This window comes from Janthinobacterium sp. 1L-D-8-B-C4 (assembly GCF_057291295.1).
Window position 1 is genome coordinate 97,026 of sequence record NZ_JBXAVX010000017.1, and the last position, 16,099, is coordinate 113,124.

General features: G+C 54.8%; 10 protein-coding genes. 5 read left to right on the plus strand and 5 right to left on the minus strand.

All coding sequences use genetic code 11. The features are described 5' to 3' along the window. Positions 1-8 precede the first annotated feature (8 nt). The 3 genes from AC0Z42_RS24840 to AC0Z42_RS24850 all read right to left on the minus strand — a co-directional run bounded on the left by AC0Z42_RS24840 (position 9) and on the right by AC0Z42_RS24850 (position 6,376). A complete protein-coding gene (locus AC0Z42_RS24840) occupies positions 9-1,529 on the minus strand; it encodes an efflux RND transporter periplasmic adaptor subunit (protein ID WP_070289055.1) in 1,521 nt (506 codons plus the stop codon). Next, a complete protein-coding gene (locus tag AC0Z42_RS24845) occupies positions 1,526-2,851 on the minus strand; it encodes a TolC family protein (RefSeq protein ID WP_071654388.1) in 1,326 nt (441 codons plus the stop codon). The genes AC0Z42_RS24840 and AC0Z42_RS24845 overlap by 4 nt, the downstream gene beginning before the upstream one ends. Before the next feature lie 552 nt (positions 2,852-3,403). Continuing rightward, complete coding sequence (locus AC0Z42_RS24850; RefSeq protein ID WP_070289053.1) at positions 3,404-6,376, minus strand: Tn3 family transposase; 2,973 nt, start codon at positions 6,374-6,376, stop codon at positions 3,404-3,406. Positions 6,377-7,131: 755 nt separating this feature from the next. Here AC0Z42_RS24850 and AC0Z42_RS24855 point away from each other — a divergent pair. The 5 genes from AC0Z42_RS24855 to AC0Z42_RS24875 are packed head-to-tail and all read left to right on the plus strand — an operon-like array spanning position 7,132 to position 13,885. Then, a complete protein-coding gene (locus tag AC0Z42_RS24855; protein WP_232731429.1) occupies positions 7,132-8,481 on the plus strand; it encodes a TolC family protein in 1,350 nt (449 codons plus the stop codon). After that, entirely contained in the window at positions 8,478-10,049 is a 1,572-nt protein-coding gene (locus tag AC0Z42_RS24860; protein ID WP_070289051.1) for an efflux RND transporter periplasmic adaptor subunit, read from the plus strand. Before AC0Z42_RS24855 ends, AC0Z42_RS24860 begins: the two co-directional genes overlap by 4 nt. Next, positions 10,046-13,201, plus strand: coding sequence for an efflux RND transporter permease subunit (locus tag AC0Z42_RS24865; RefSeq protein WP_071080257.1), 3,156 nt, complete (start codon positions 10,046-10,048; stop codon positions 13,199-13,201). Before AC0Z42_RS24860 ends, AC0Z42_RS24865 begins: the two co-directional genes overlap by 4 nt. A 5-nt stretch (positions 13,202-13,206) precedes the next feature. Then, entirely contained in the window at positions 13,207-13,566 is a 360-nt protein-coding gene (locus AC0Z42_RS24870) for a hypothetical protein (RefSeq protein WP_131687601.1), read from the plus strand. A gap of 58 nt (positions 13,567-13,624) precedes the next feature. After that, a complete protein-coding gene (locus tag AC0Z42_RS24875; protein WP_070289049.1) occupies positions 13,625-13,885 on the plus strand; it encodes a hypothetical protein in 261 nt (86 codons plus the stop codon). 161 nt (positions 13,886-14,046) lie between these two features. Here AC0Z42_RS24875 and AC0Z42_RS24880 read toward each other — a convergent pair whose 3' ends face one another. Next, the gene (locus tag AC0Z42_RS24880; protein ID WP_306821361.1) at positions 14,047-14,586 is read right to left on the minus strand and encodes a flagellar basal body rod protein FlgB; all 540 of its coding nucleotides are present in this window, start codon (positions 14,584-14,586) and stop codon (positions 14,047-14,049) included. A 97-nt stretch (positions 14,587-14,683) separates the two neighbouring features. Then, a complete protein-coding gene (locus tag AC0Z42_RS24885; RefSeq protein ID WP_232731428.1) occupies positions 14,684-16,075 on the minus strand; it encodes an ATP-grasp domain-containing protein in 1,392 nt (463 codons plus the stop codon). Positions 16,076-16,099 lie beyond the last annotated feature (24 nt).

The following is a 16,099-nucleotide window of genomic DNA, read 5'->3' on the forward strand; positions in this document are numbered from 1 at the left end:
TCTCCGGCTTAATGTGCATGTTCGGCGCTGTCTTTGCCCTGCTCCGCCTTGAGGACGAAGCTACCTTTTGCCGCATACGTAGTACCAGCAGCAAGACCCTTTACGATCTCGGTGTATTTCCCATCGCTGCGGCCGGTCTCCACTGGCTGAGCGAAAAAGCCGCCATCGATGCGGATATACACGGCTGGACTACCTTCAACCGTCTGGATTGCATCGCTGGCCACCGCAACAGGTACTTCGCGCTCATCGGAGGTCAGGTCGACATTGACGAACAGGCCCGGGCGCCAGGCCAGTTTCGGGTTTGCCAGGGTGACTCGCGCTTTGGCCGTGCGTGTCTGTTCTCCAAGCAGCGAACCCACATAGGAAACTACACCAGATGCCTCGGAATCCATCGTGGTTGCCTTGACGAGTGCTTTCGTACCAACGCGCACAGTGCCGAGATCCTTGGCGGGAACGATGATTTCTGCCCATACCGTTGACAGATCCGCAATCGTGAATACGTTCACATCGGCGGCCACAGATTCGCCTAAAGTAATGTGCTTTTCGATGATTGCACCATCGAATGGCGCACGCAGTTCAAAGCGGTTCAATGCACCGGAACTAGCACCAGAGGCACCAATGGCGGCGATTTTTTGAGAAGCGTTCTGAGCAGCTATTTCCGCTTCGCGCAGCCCCTGCTGGGCTTGCAAATAATCCTGCTCTGCGGAAATTTTGCCTTCCCACAATTTTTTCTCGCGGTCGTAGGTCAATTTCGCCATCGCCAAGCGCTTTTGCGCACCAAGCGATTCGCTGCGCATTTCAGACAAAACGGTGCTGGCGATGATTGCTAGAACTTGTCCTTTCTTTACCTGCTGACCAAGGTCGACGGCCACACTTTCAACTACACCTTGCAAACGGGGCACGATGTGTGCAGTACGGTCTTCGTTGAAGCGCACTTCGCCAGCTAGTTGAAAGGCACTATTAATACTCGCCGTACCGGATTTTGCTACCATCACCCCAGCAGTCTTGATTTGAGCATCAGTCAACTCAATTTTGCCTTCCTCGCTTTGCAACTTGATCGGGATCGTGACGCCGCCCTTACGGACAGTAATGAGAGCATCAAAAATATGCGGTTCGGCAATGCTCTCTTTGGCCAGCAAACTATCTTTGTCGACTGCGAATTCAAAGTTCATCACCTGGCCGTCAGCGCGTTTGATTTGCTCGGTCGCAGTGGCGGTAGTCGGCGCAACGGGTTTGCCATTTTCGTAGAGCCATAAGCGATGGCGAGCTTCTCCCTTCTCTTCTGCAAGGATGACTTCAACGGTAGTCGCCCCTTGGACAAACAATTTTCCGCCATGGCTGCCTTTGCCGGCGCCTCCTCCAACGCCTTTCTCTTTTTCATCTGCCTTGGCGGAAGTTTCAGTGTCCGTCCCTTCCGGGGCGCCGCCGGATTTACCAGTAAATAAAATGGCGGCCAACAGCACAGCGCCGATTGCTACGATCGCCATCATCGCGCGCAGCGATTTCTTTTCAATGTTCGGTGTTTTCATTTTGTTTCCTGATATGAGATCGCAGGTGCAATCAAAGTGCCATTCGATTCAACGCGTCCGATAATGCGATCGATGTCGGCGGCGGAGCGATGTGATTCAGCGAGCGCGCGTACATATTGAGTTTTTGCCTGGAAAAGTGTGCGCTGTGCATCAAGGACATCAAGGAAGCTAAATTTTCCGAGTTCAAACCCTTTTGAAGCTGCCTCATATGCACTCAGCGCTCCTGGCAGAATGTCGGTCCGCAAAATTGTCAATTCGGACTGCGCAACACTGAGGCGTGCAGTTGCCTCAGCAACTTCCGCTGACAATCTGTTCTCTACTGCCTTCAGTTCATCTCTGGCTTTGTCTGCTCGGCGCAAGGCTGCGAGGACATTGCCTTGATTACGATCGAAAAGTGGCAACGGAATCGATAGCCCCAAGATGGTGCGACGCGGCCCGACTTGACCAAGTTGTTCGTCACGCTGGGTTCCAACGATCAGATTTACATCAGGAATCCTGCGGCTGCGTTCTACCTTAGTCAACGCCTCTTGGCGATCAACTTCCAGACGTGCCCGGAGAGTCTGTGGGGCTGTCGGAAGGCGATTATTCAATTCATTAGAGGTAGGGATAGCCTGTGCTGGCATTTCAAGTGCGACAACGGAATCAAACTGGGGTGTCTGGCTTCCCCAAGTTGCAGCGAGACGCCGTTTGGACAGCGTCAGATCATTGGCAGCCTGATTGAGTTCGATCTTGCTGCTTGCTTCCGCCACACGAGCCCGGGTTTGCTCTACCGGTGACACCTTGCCTGCCATCACACGCCGCGCCGCTGCATCGCTGACGCGCTGCGCAAGTTGCTGTGATACAAGCGCAAGTTGATAGCCCTCTTGAGCCGCTACGACGTCGAAAAAAGCAGTCACGACGTCAGCGCGCAACGAGGTACGGTACCCGGCCAGATCGGCAGAGGCAATATCCCCTCCGAGGCTCGCTGCCGCCATGCGGGCAGCACGTTTGCCACCCAGCTCCAACGGTTGACTGAATTGTATAGTTCGTGTCCTCTGTTCTTTTTTTAGACCCTCCGAAACAAAGGAAAGCTCAGGGTTAGGTCGGGTACCCGCCTGGATCAATTCGCCAGCGGCGATATCAATATCACGCATGGCTGTCCGGAGCCCAGGGTTGCCCTCAAAGGCGAGTTTGATTGCTTCTGCCAATGTCAATGCAGAAGCGCCTTTATGAGCAGCCGCTGGGGCTGCCGTTGCAACTGACGGTGCTTCCGTCTGTGCAGCCGCTTGCAGCGGAAATGCGAGTACGATAGCAAGCACAAGCGGCAAAAATGATGGTCGCATAGAATTCTCCAAAAAATGAAATGGGAAGAATCCGGCGACGACACGCTCACCTGTAGTGGTGATCTACAAATACGAAGATGTGTATGAGTCGATGTCGCCGGACTAGGCGGCAACATGCCACTGAGGGCGCTCAGGTAATTCAGGATAGGGAGGGGGTAATGCTCGAACTAATAACGGCGGGGAATGAATTGCCGTCAACGGCTCCTCGAAATTGGAAGCCCAAGTGATCATGCCTACCAAGCCATGCGAGCACGATGGGCAGTCAAGATGAACAGCCGATTTCTTTGAACTGGAAGAGGAAGAACCACAGCAAGTATCTTTGGATGTTTTGTGTTCGTGCTGGTGATGCCCAAAATGCAAACTTGCTTTACCGCTCTCATGCAAGCAATATGCGCTCGCAATTCCCCAACTCATCTGGAGAGCGAAAGCGACAGCAAGAATATAGAGGAAGCGTTTGAGCATGACTGATTATAACTGGATATTACTCGGGATGTGATAGAGGGCCGGCCGGGATTGCAGTTTTTTTCGCAAAAACCGACCTAACCAATTGATTTATTTGGTAAATTCGACTTTATAATTCATCGGGGCTACCTCGCGTTCAAGGTCCAGCATATATTCGCCGAATCGGTTGATGTGCCCTTTCCGATATGGCGCTAAGCCGCGAAGCACCTCCTCCGTTAGCACATATCCCTTTGCCTGTATTGTCTTGAGGAGCCGCGTCATCTCATGGACATTGTGCAGGATGACCATGTTCGCAACGAGCTGGTTGTACTTGATAACCTTGCGCTGTTCGTGCCGAACGTTTTCGGCAATGATGCCTTCGCCCCCAAAAAACAACCATTTGATGAAGCCGTTGAATTCCTCGCTCTTGTTGGTTGCTGCATGGATGGTACGACGCAATTCTGCGTCGTTGATGTACTTGAGCAGGAACATTGTCCGATGTACCCTACCGAGCTCGCGGAACGCGTAGTAGAGCTTGTTCTTGCGGCTAGCGGTCCCTAGGCGGCGCAGGATCGTCGATGGCGCAATCTTGCCCGCTTTGATGGAAATAACGACGCGCAGCATGTCCTTCATATGGCGCGCGATCAGTTCCCAGTCGATCGATCCACGGAACAGGCTGCCAATATTGTCATACTGGTCGGCCTTGTCCGCCTTGAAGAACACCAGATCTTTGATATTGCGGATGCGCGGCATCAGGTCGATACCCAGCAGCGAAGCCAGGCCAAAGACAGGCGTGCTTTGGGCCTGGGTATCGCCGTGCAGCGTATCTGGCTGGATGTCCGACTGGTTGTTGATTAGCCCATCGAGGATGTAAACCGCCTCATAGACGCCGCATGGAATAAAGTGACTGAACAACGCGATGTACTTGTCGGACACATGGTAGTAGCCAATGCCGCCGTATCCACCGTAGCGGATATGGTATTCGGAAAGCAGGTTAGCCTCGTAAATGTTCCATTTGGTACCGTCGGCCGACGCGCTCTTTCCCGACCCCCAATAACGTGGCAATGCGAAGCGGTTGTATGCATTGATCACCTTGACGATCGCCTTGTCCAGACGCTGCTCGGTGACATGCTTGAGATTGAGCCAGGCCACCTGCTTGCGGCTCAGTCCCTTGATCGAGCGTGCGGTTTGCGTGGCGCCCAGGTTACAACCATAGCAAAACAACGTAGTGATGAAGCGCTTGCGCGGATCGTCTACTTTGGCCTCGAAGCCGGACAACGGACCGAAGAGTTTATGCAAGTCCAACCATTTTTCAGTCTCGGTCAATACATCAAGGATGCTCACCGGATCCATTTCATTGGTGACCATCTGCTCGATGGCGTCAAGTTCGGGTGGCGGCTTCGGGCGCTCCATGCGACGGATCACAATGCCGCTCTCGTCTATATCGGCAAGGCTATTTTGCGGGAATCGGCTGTCAACGTCGCGCGCTAGACTGCCGAGTTTGTCGCGCAACTGCGCGACAAACGCCGGAGCTTCCACCGACAGCCCTACCAGTTCACCATAGGCTTTCACTTCACGCTCGTATTGCTCCCAGTCCACCAGGTGGTTGCGATAATCATCGTAGTCGCCGCTATGCTCGACGTACAGATCGCCCGACTTGAGTTCATCCATGACTTGCGTCATCACGGCAAGTTCGAAATACTTGCGATGCACGTTCGCTGGGGCATCGGCTGCGACTCGGCCAAAAACCAGCTTGCGCCACTTATCGGACATCCAGTCCAGTGCCAATTCAGGTAGCGCACCTTCTGCCGCTGGCAGTTGTTCCTTGTGGCTGGAGCGATGCTTTTGGATGATGGCGATCGCCGCCAGCAGGCTCTGATCCTGGGAGCTCGATTTCAGACTGAGCGCTTCGAGGCACTTGAAGAGCAGGCTGCGCTTGCCAACATACCCGACCAGCATGAACGGATAATAGTTATTGCCAGCATACGCCATGTGCTCGTCGCATTCAGTGATCCATGCCCCAAGATCCCCGTCGAGGGATTGCTCGACCCTAGCGACGCGCTCCTCGTCGCTGCCCTCGTCGCTCAGGACGGTCAGCACTTCGCGGAACTGTCCGATCAAACGCTCAATCTGTTCGGCGTGCTGCAGGTGATATTGACGCAACCGTTCCTCGGCACCGTTATGCAAGCTGCGGATGGTCTTGATGAAGATTTCGGCGATATCGTCCATTGCCTTCTGCAACTGGCTTTGAATCAGCAGCACGATGAGGGTGTGGCGCTTGAGTGGCTTGAGCCGCCGCATTTCCGCCACATCCAGGGCACGCGCCTCCAAAACGAGTTGTTCACGCTTGGTTGCGGCGATGGCCTCGGTATTGGGCAGATCCTGCGCCAGCGCGATCATGGTCTCAATGTGGGCCAGGAAATCCGTCACCGCACGCACATTGGGCTGCTTCGGCTCGCGTTTGAGGCTATCCCATATGCGCAGGTTCTTACCCGCAGTGAGCATGTGTTCAAAACGCTCGACCACGCAAGTTGGCAATCCGCCAGCCACCGCCTTATAGATGCCGTCATTGACGCTGGTACGGGAATGGCGAGCCAGCCTGAACAAGTAGGTGAATCCAGGCAGTTCCAGGCGACGCTGGACCAACTCTTCAATCAGGACATTGATAATGTCGGGTAGCTCCTGCTTGGTATGGGCAGCCTGCAGGGCCTGATCTTCCAGCCAGTATTCATCGGACGAGTCCATCACCCGGATCCCCACGTACCCGCGCAGACGGCGCTGGTGTGTTGTCTTGCTACCGGATTGATCGTATTGCGCCAGCGCTCGTTTTGCCGGAACGCGCAGACCGCTATGTTCGCAGATATGCCGCACCACGATAGACGGGATGCTCGACAAAGGGACGAAATAACCGAGCCTTTGCAACAGCATAAGTTGGATCAGCAAAAAAGTACGATGCGATGCTTGGCGATACAGCGTGAAGATATGGTCAATTTGTGCGCGCGAAGGCGTGTAGATCGCCCCGAGCTCCTGCTCAGTGAACTCTTGTTTCAGGCGTGGATAAGCCGTTTCATGGATATTCGTCATTGAAATCAATCGACACCGGTCCAGCGAAGGAATTGCTGGAAATGGTGCATCGATTGCAAGTTTTTTGTCAAGCAATTAAACGTAAAGCATTCCAATCCGGCGACATATGTCTTTGATTGACCTTCCCATTATGGTAATGCGTATAGTGATGATATCTGTCATTCGATCCGTACTTGCTCACGGTCAAGTGACAGCATAGCAATAGCTTGACAGTTGGTTTGATACAACCTAGGCTACGAATATCATCCGTTTAGATAGTTTATGAAGACCTCCCGCACAGTGCGATTGTTCACGGCTCTTGTCGCGATACTTAGCATGCTGTTCATGCAGCATGCGGTCGCTTCATACCTATGCCCCGGCGTACCGATGGGAGTCGGTAGTTCCGTTACATCCGCAGGTGTTGGGGTGTCTGCGATGCCCGCGATGACAGACTGCGCCGGCATGGACACTGACCAGTCGACGTTGTGTCAAATTTATGCTGTGGGGGATGCGTCCAGGCAGTCGCTGGACAAGACGCCTGTCGCCGACCACCCATCTTTCGTACCTGTTGTCCTGCTTCTGACGTTAGCTATTTATGACACTCCCGTAGTGTATACAGCCAAACCTCCTTTGCTCATTACCTTGGCGAGGCCAACGGCACCGCCTATCGCTATCCGCCATTGCTGTTTCCGTATTTAACACTCCAGACTGCCTAGATCGCCATCGCCTTGTCGGGTTCGACAAGGCGATGCCTCCCATCGCATTCTGGAGCTGCCATGTCAATCCCGTACACCGTGCATACAAATGCACGCGTCGTCCGCCTTCACCCATTCATGAAGACGGCGTTAACTCTCGCCCTTACTGTTCCGCTGCTTGCCTTCGTTCATGATGCGCGCGCGGCCCCCCAGCCAGTCACCTTCACCGAGGCGCTGCAGCAGGCTGTCGCCCGCTCGCGCCAACTTCATGCGCAGGACCAGGCAACTGTCGCCGCACACGAAATGGCGGTAGCAGTGGCGCAGCGCCCCGATCCCACTCTCAAGGTCGGCATCGATAATGTGCCCTTAAGTGGCACCGATCGCTTTAGTTTGAGCGGGGATTTCATGACGATGCGGCGCATCGGCATTTCGCAGGAACTGACACGCGCCGATAAATTGCGCTGGCGTTCCGCACGTCTTGAGCGCGAAGCCGACAAGGCGCAGGCGCAAAAAGATGTCGCACTCGCCGCGATTCAGCGCGACACGGCGATCTCCTGGCTCAACGTCTACTACATTCGGAAAATGTCAGTAGTTCTGACAGAACAAGTGGTCTTTTCCCGCCAGGAAATTGACGCCGCTACGGCCGCCTATCGGGGCGGGCGTGGCAGCCAGGCCGACGTGCTGGCTGCGCGTTCTGCCTTGTTAACCCTTGAGGACCGAGCCAGTCAGGTCGAACGCGACCTCAATACGGCAAAAAACATGCTGGTGCGTTGGACTGGCAGCAGCGGCGAACTTGCCGATTCCAGCATGCCCGACTTGGGCACCATCCCTCTGGACCCGGTGTTGCTCGACACTGAACTGGCGCACCGCCCGCAGATCATGGTGTTGAATCGGCAGGAAGAAGTCGCCCAGGCCGACGTCAATCTGGCGCAAGCGAATCGGCATCCGGACTGGAGTATCGAGTTCGCATTCCAGCAGCGCGGCGCGGCCTACTCGAACATGGTCTCCGTTGGCCTATCCCTGCCATTACAGTGGGATCGCAAAAACCGGCAGGACCGCGAACTAGGCTCCAAACTCGCCTTGGTCGAACAAGCGAGGAGCGAACGCGACGAACTGCTGCGAGAAGATGCCGCCAACATCCGTGCCTTGCTCATCGAATGGAGGAGTGGCCAAGAACGTAGCGAGCGCTACGCGCTCCAGCTATTGCCCCTTGCCGACAAGCGAAGCCAAGCGGTCCTGGCCTCTTATCGTGGCGGAAAAGCCTCTTTGGCTGAGGTGCTCGCTGCCAGGCGTAACAGTGCGGACATGCACGTTCAGTTGCTGCAGTTGCAGATGAATACAGCCCAGTTCTGGGCACAGCTTCGCTTCCTCTTTCCCGACATCGCAATCACGCAGATTTCCGCAGTACATCGCCAGCAGGAATTCAAATGAACAATAAGAAATTACGCGTCCTAGTACTTGCGGGTGCCCTTGCAGCGGTCGCTTATGCCGGTTACCAGTTTGGTTTACGACAAGCACATCAGACAGTATCTACAGGTGACGTCAAGGCGGTATCCGGCAACGCAGCAGGCGCCGCGAGTGCTGCCAACAAGAAACCATTATATTGGCATGACCCCATGGTGCCGGGCCAGAAGTTTGACAAACCCGGTAAGTCACCGTTCATGGATATGCCGCTGGTGCCCGTCTATGCTGCGGGGGATGGTGAGGACAGTAATGTTACGATTAGCCCGCGGGTCCAGCAAAACCTGGGAGTGCGCACAGCGCTCGTCACATCAGGAAGGATGTCCGCCGGCTTGGTTGCCGTCGGTAACGTTGCCTATAACGAGCGCGACGTGGCACTGGTGCAGGCGCGTAGCGGTGGATTTGTAGAGCGCTTGTATGCGCGTGCCCTGCTCGATCCGGTGGAAAAGGGGCAACCCTTGGCTGACTTGTATGTCCCTGACTGGATCGCGGCACAAGAAGACTATCTGGCAAGCCGTCGTATGCAAGGCAATGAAACAGCATCCCTGGTCGACGCTGCCCGCCAGCGCATGCGGCTAGTTGGTATGAGTGAGGGGCAAATCCGGCTAGTCGAGTCAAGTGGAAAGGTCCATCCTCGCTTGACGGTTTCAGCACCCATCAGCGGTGTGATCGCAGAGCTTGGCGCCCGCGAAGGAATGACCGTCTCCGCTGGTGCGCCGCTGTTTCGCATCAATGGACTTGCGACAGTATGGGTCAACGCGGAGGTTCCCGAAAGCGTGGCGGCCAAGGTTCGCCCTGGTGACGCCGTCGAAGCGCAGGTACAGGCGCTACCCGGAACTATTTTCAAGGGCAAGGTGGGTGCCATTTTGCCGGAAGTTAATGCCGCGACGCGAACCCTGAAAGCCCGTGTGGAGCTGGCTAACCCCGGCGCTCAGTTGTTGCCCGGTATGTTTGCTACTCTGACCTTCGCGTCAAACAGTGGCACCGATGTTTTGCAGGTGCCGTCGGAGGCAGTCATCCAGACGGGTACGCGCAGCGTTGTCATGCTTGCCCAGGAGGGCGGCAAGTTTATGCCCGTCGATGTGGAGGTCGGCAGCGAAGGCAGTGGTCTCACCGAAATTCGCAAGGGCCTATCCGCTGGTCAGAAAGTGGTCGTCTCGGCGCAGTTCTTGATCGATTCCGAGGCCAGCCTGAAGGGAACGACGACACGCATGAGCGATACGCAGTCCCCTGACGCAGACAAGGCACTTCCGCGCCACCATGGGGTAGGCAAGGTCGAACAGATCGGCAAGGATGAAATCACCATTTCGCATGGCCCTATCACGTCGCTGCAGTGGGGGGCGATGACGATGGGTTTCAAAGTGTCTTCCACGGGCTTGCAGCGCAATATTGGCATAGGTGACCGAGTCGCCTTCGACATCCAGCAAGGCGAGGATGGCAGCTTTGAGATCGTGGCCATTGCGCCGACCTCCGGTGCGCCGAAACCCGAAAATAAACCCATGGGTGGCATGAAAGCACCCGCGGGAGTGGCGAAATGATCACAAAACTGATCCGCTGGTCTATCAGCAACCGTTTTCTGGTCTTGTTGGCGACTGTATTCATTACGGTCTGGGGCATTTGGTCGCTGGCGCGCACGCCGCTCGATGCCATTCCCGACCTGTCGGACGTGCAGGTTATTATCCGCACCAGCTATCCGGGGCAAGCGCCGCAAATCGTCGAGAACCAGGTCACGTATCCACTGACCACCACCATGCTGTCGGTGCCGGGTGCCAAGACGGTGCGCGGATACTCGTTTTTCGGTGACTCCTTCGTCTACATTCTGTTTGAAGACGGTACCGATCCGTACTGGGCGCGTTCACGGGTGTTGGAATATCTGAACCAGGTGCAGTCACGCCTGCCACCGCAGGCAAAAACCGCGCTCGGACCAGATGCGACCGGCGTCGGCTGGGTCTATGAATATGCGCTGGTCGACCGTAGCGGCAAGACCGATTTGTCGCAATTGCGCGCCTTGCAGGACTGGTTTCTCAAGTATGAGTTGAAAGCGGTGCCCAACGTCTCGGAAGTGGCCAGCATTGGCGGCATGGTGCGTCAGTACCAGATCGTGCTCGATCCAGACAAGATGCGCGCCTTTAACATCCCACATGGCAAAATTATCGATGCCGTGCAGAAAGCCAACCAGGAAACGGGCGGTTCCGTGCTGGAATTGGGCGAGGCCGAATACATGGTACGGGCCTCTGGTTATCTGAAGTCGCTTGACGACTTCCGCAAGATTCCGTTGATGACGACTGACGCTGGCGTATCGGTCCGGCTGGGCGATGTCGCGCGCATCCAGATCGGGCCAGAGATGCGGCGCGGGATTGCCGATTTGAATGGTGAGGGCGAAGTTGCTGGCGGCGTGATCATCATGCGTTCCGGGAAAAATGCGCTGGAAACCATCGATGCCGTCAAGGTCAAGCTGGAAAAGCTAAAAGCGAGCCTTCCGCCCGGCGTCGAGATCATCCCCACCTACGACCGATCGAACCTGATCAAGCGCGCTGTGACCAACCTGAAAGAAAAGCTGATCGAGGAATTCATTGTCGTCGCTGTGGTCTGTGCGCTGTTCCTGTTTCACTTGCGCTCGGCGCTGGTGGCCATCATCACGCTGCCGATCGGCATCCTGATCGCCTTTATCGTCATGTACTACCAGGGAGTCAACGCCAATATCATGTCGCTGGGCGGTATCGCCATTGCTGTAGGCGCGATGGTCGATGCCGCCGTGGTGATGATCGAGAATGCCCATAAGCATATTGAAGCCTGGAATCATGCCCATCCAGGTAAACAGCTAAAGGGTCATGAGCATTGGCGCGTCATTGGCGACGCTGCTGTTGAGGTTGGACCAGCACTGTTCTTTTCGCTTTTGATCATCGTTCTCTCGTTTATTCCCGTGTTCACTCTGGAAGCGCAAGAGGGCCGTCTGTTTTCGCCGCTGGCCTTTACCAAGACGTATGCGATGGCGGCGGCGGCTGGACTGGCGGTGACGCTGATTCCCATTTTAATGGGCTATCTGATCCGCGGCCGGATTCCCGATGAGCAAAAGAATCCCCTCAATCGTTTCCTGGTCGCGCTATACCGCCCCTTGCTCGATGTCGTACTGCGTTTTCCAAAGCTGACTTTGCTGGCGGCAGCACTGGTAGCAGCCATCACGATCTGGCCCATGACCCGGCTCGGCGGCGAATTCATGCCGCCATTGGATGAAGGCGATGTGCTGTACATGCCGTCGGCGTTGCCCGGTCTGTCGGCCGGCAAGGTCGCGCAGTTGTTGCAGCAGACTGACCGGCTGATTAAAACGGTACCAGAGGTACAAAGCGTCTTCGGCAAGGCCGGTCGAGCCGAGAGCGCCACTGATCCGGCGCCGCTGGAAATGTTCGAAACCATGATCCAGTTCAAGCCGCGCGATCAGTGGCGCCCTGGCATGACGCCGGAAAAATTGATACAGGAACTGGACCGCACCGTCAAGGTGCCTGGGCTGTCCAACATCTGGGTGCCGCCGATCCGCAACCGGATTGACATGCTGGCCACCGGCATAAAAAGCCCGGTCGGCGTCAAGGTCGCAGGCGTTAGCTTGCAGGAAATTGACCGCATCACTGGTGAGATAGAACGCGCAGTCAAGAAGGTGCCGGGTGTCTCCTCAGCGCTGGCCGAGCGCCTGAACGGCGGACGGTACATCGACGTCAACATCGATCGCGACGCGGCCGCCCGCTATGGCTTGAATATAGCAGACGTGCAAAGCGTGGTGTCGGCGGCGATCGGCGGCGACAATATCGGTGAAACTGTTGAAGGATTGCAGCGTTTCCCGATTAATGTGCGCTATCCACGCGAGGTGCGCGACTCAATTGAGAAACTGCGCCAGCTACCGGTGCTGACAGAGCGGGGGGCGCAAATCCGGCTGGGTGATGTCGCCGCGATCCGCATCGACGACGGCCCACCGATGCTCAAGAGTGAAAATGCCCGGCTGTCAGGCTGGGTGTATGTCGATATTCGCGATCGCGACTTGAGTTCGACTGTGTATGACATGAAGCAAGTCGTCGCCAGGGAAGTCAAATTGCCGGCGGGTTACTCCATTGCATGGTCGGGGCAGTTCGAATATCTAGAGCGTGCCACTGAAAAACTCAAAATCGTCGTGCCAGCGACCTTGCTTATTATCTTCGTGCTGCTTTATTTGACCTTCAAGCGCTTCGATGAAGCGGCCTTGATCATGGCAACGCTGCCGTTTGCGCTGGCCGGCGGCATTTGGCTACTGTGGTTGCTCGACTATCACCTGTCAGTCGCCGGCGGCGTCGGCTTCATCGCGTTGGCTGGCGTCTCGGCCGAATTCGGCGTAATCATGCTGCTTTATTTAAAGCATGCCTGGGATGAACGTCTGGCGAATGGTAACGCTAGTGAAACCGATCTGCTCGATGCAATTCGTGAAGGGGCGGTCTTGCGCGTGAGGCCCAAGGCAATGACGGTGGCGGTCATTATCGCCGGCCTGGTGCCGATTATGCTGGGCACCGGCACCGGGTCGGAGGTCATGCAGCGCATCGCCGCGCCGATGGTTGGCGGCATGATTACCGCGCCGTTGTTGTCCATGTTTGTGGTCCCTGCGGTTTATCTGCTGCTTCGTCGGCGTCAGATCCGTGCCGCCGGCTCGGCAGCAGCAGAGGAGAATTAGCCGTCATGAGACCGTTCGGCACCTACCGCTCGGCTAAGCACCTCGTGTATTTCGTGAGGTGTGCGGTGGTGTTGTTCGGTTTTATCTGGTGCAGCCATATACCGGCGTTTCCACTGCAAAACGACATGCCTGCATCTGCGGCGATTGCGCAGCCGATGGCCATGCCAAGCTGCCAGACATGCGCCTTCTGCTATATGGGACCACCTTTTGCCGACCATAACGCAGGCGGCGACTATCCGGATCTCGGTGCTACCACTGCTACGATGCGTTTTGTTTCGCAAACGGATAGAAGTGATTTTTTTTCTGATATGTCAGACGTTCCCGCAGTTGCGCTGCGGCTTTTGTATTGTCGATGGTTGAATTAGCCACTTGACCATGGGGATGACGATGCATACATCAAATTAGTTTATCGAGGAGTCTATCATGAAAAAATTACTACTTACGCTGCTCTGTATCAGCACTCTTAGCACTGCATTTCCCGCCTTCGCTGGCCCGGACTGGCAACTGATTGAGCAAGGGCGCAAGGCCAAGCAGGCGCAAATGATGCGAGCGGCCAATAAAGCCCCGCAAGCTGGAATGGAACATCAGATGGAGCCAAAAAAGGATCATCAAATGGATCCGAAAATGTATGAAAAAATGGATCAAATGATGAAGGACTGTCAGGAAATGATGAAGAAAAAGTAACGCGGTTTTGAGTGCTGGATGCGATCGCTGCTGGTGGCATATGCGGCCAGCAGCGATCGTATCCATTCAGGTGCTTACCCGATCACGCCATGACTTAATCTTTCCGTTGCCTGCGGTAGTTGCATTAAGTCGCTACTGTCAGTATTTCCAAGAAGAGATTACTAATATGGTGTATTTTTCAAAAGGTCATCTAGTTCCTTGAAGCGTCCCTTGACACGATCAACGCTGTATTCATACATGAGGGAATTGTGAGCAAATTGGGCCCGTTCAACATCCATATCAACGGTGTTTCCATCAATGCTACCTTGGGCTGGAATACGAAATTGCAGGGAAACGTCATCTTTTGACTTTCCTGTTTTTAAGGCCTTCTCAATGTCAATATCTACCGCCACATATCCAGGCGTATCGGCATTCGCGATATTGGATGCGAGAAGTTCTTGACGGTACGCCCGCAGTCCGAGCGCACGTTCATTGATACTCACCTGCTGCCAAATCTTAGCAGCGGTCAAATTCAATGGAAGGTCAAACTGTGTGTGTTGAATAGTTGCCACTGGAGGCAAGGCCATTGCCACTATTGGCGTCGATCCTAGTGCATTAGCTAATGTGGCAGAAAACATTTGCCCTGCCGTCTTGCCTTCCGCGCTGGTGCTACCCTTAACTGTGAGCCCGATAGATGCCTGGATCGATTCAATTTTATTCATGGATTCCTCCCTCATTGACATTCGATTTCTGACGTTTCAGAGAGCTGGTCGGATAGAGTAACTAACTAACCTGTTCGCTTTAAGGATCAAACACGTCTCAATCGTGATGGGAACTAGCTCTAGTCGCGATAGAGCTGATTTCATTCGCAGTGCGCTCGTCGTCCAAACTATAAACAGGTGCAAAACCACCTCCAGGGGTGCGAAAGTTGGTGGTTTGCCCCTGATACATCCTGGCCGCGGTCCACTGCACCTTTCCGTCATAAACATAGACTCGAAGGTCGAATTTCAGCGAGCTAGGATTATCGGTGGAACCGATCGAGCGCTCACCGGGTATGACGAGGGCCTGAGCGACGTAGTCACCAGCCAGAATGTCCTGCCATACCCGTTTGGTGATCTTTTCACCACGGTACGTGGCTCGCCCCCCGTAACCTGCAACAGGTTTAAAAAACAACTTTCGGCGCTCCGTCCACAAGCGGTCCGCATCGGAGGCCGTCACAATCTGCGTTCGCGGTATGCTCTTGAGCAGAATATCTTGCACGGCGGGGGCTACGCCAAGCGCTACGAGCTCTTTCTTATCCGATAGCAGAACCAGATTTGCCTTATTTGCATAGAGGGTATGCGCTTGGGGGTGCGGCGTTAGCACGATTGCGCTTTCTAGATACGCCGAACGCAATGGGAGACACTGGGGCGACTCAAGCATGAAATCGGTCAGCCGGTTATAGACCAAGTCGATAGCAAGATCCCCATGACGTAAAACGCCATCACGATAGGTAAGGTCCGATGGTGAGGCAATAACGGCCTCTATGCCGTGGCGTTCGAACAAGCGTCGAAAAAGAACAAACTCGGGATAGAGATACTGCTGCTCTGGATGATCGTCAACTATCGCGACTGTCCGAAGTGGCTGTGAACGTTGAGAGAGCGCCCATTCCGACTCAAACATGTTGAAGATGGTATCTTCAAGGGTCGCACCGCTATCAATGGCTCGTGTCAATTCACTATCGCTGAGACAGCACGATCTATGGGCTTTTGCCATCGCGGCGTTGAGCATCGCTCCACCGGCATTTGTGTTGATTTCGATGAGCGCCAAGGTATCGTCGTGGATGTGGAAGTCATAGCCAAAAAATACTCCTTTTGCATCATCAGGATTATGCTTGGCAATGTCAGGAGCATCAGTCAGAACGCGCGCACGATACGATGGCAGCGATATTACGGATTCAATCGCTGCAATAACGTCCGCAATACGTTTGCTTTGGCGATACGAGACAAAAATAGGCCGCGCAGAAAATAGATAGGGACACCGCTCCTCGATCAACTCGTGCAATCCGTCCATGCCCGGTTCGCTAGAAAGCGCTATTTTCAATGCGGAGCTATCCAAACTGGTGCAGAAACAGTCTCTATTGAGGCGTGCAGCCGGAAGAAAATTCAATTCTTCGTTGCTAAGCAAGCAGCCATTATTCGATGCAGCTTTCACTATCGCAGGTATATTCATGTTTGCTTCCACAAGAATGTCGCT

What these genes read in the sequence shown, in the direction of transcription:
- AC0Z42_RS24850 (WP_070289053.1), bottom strand. Translation starts at nt 6,376, where the DNA reads ATGACGAATATCCATGAAACGGCTTATCCACGCCTGAAACAAGAGTTC.
- AC0Z42_RS24840 (WP_070289055.1), bottom strand. Translation starts at nt 1,529, where the DNA reads ATGAAAACACCGAACATTGAAAAGAAATCGCTGCGCGCGATGATGGCG.
- AC0Z42_RS24865 (WP_071080257.1), top strand. Translation starts at nt 10,046, where the DNA reads ATGATCACAAAACTGATCCGCTGGTCTATCAGCAACCGTTTTCTGGTC.
- AC0Z42_RS24845 (WP_071654388.1), bottom strand. Translation starts at nt 2,851, where the DNA reads ATGCGACCATCATTTTTGCCGCTTGTGCTTGCTATCGTACTCGCATTT.
- AC0Z42_RS24875 (WP_070289049.1), top strand. Translation starts at nt 13,625, where the DNA reads ATGAAAAAATTACTACTTACGCTGCTCTGTATCAGCACTCTTAGCACT.
- AC0Z42_RS24885 (WP_232731428.1), bottom strand. Translation starts at nt 16,075, where the DNA reads ATGAATATACCTGCGATAGTGAAAGCTGCATCGAATAATGGCTGCTTG.
- AC0Z42_RS24870 (WP_131687601.1), top strand. Translation starts at nt 13,207, where the DNA reads ATGAGACCGTTCGGCACCTACCGCTCGGCTAAGCACCTCGTGTATTTC.
- AC0Z42_RS24860 (WP_070289051.1), top strand. Translation starts at nt 8,478, where the DNA reads ATGAACAATAAGAAATTACGCGTCCTAGTACTTGCGGGTGCCCTTGCA.
- AC0Z42_RS24880 (WP_306821361.1), bottom strand. Translation starts at nt 14,586, where the DNA reads ATGAATAAAATTGAATCGATCCAGGCATCTATCGGGCTCACAGTTAAG.
- AC0Z42_RS24855 (WP_232731429.1), top strand. Translation starts at nt 7,132, where the DNA reads ATGTCAATCCCGTACACCGTGCATACAAATGCACGCGTCGTCCGCCTT.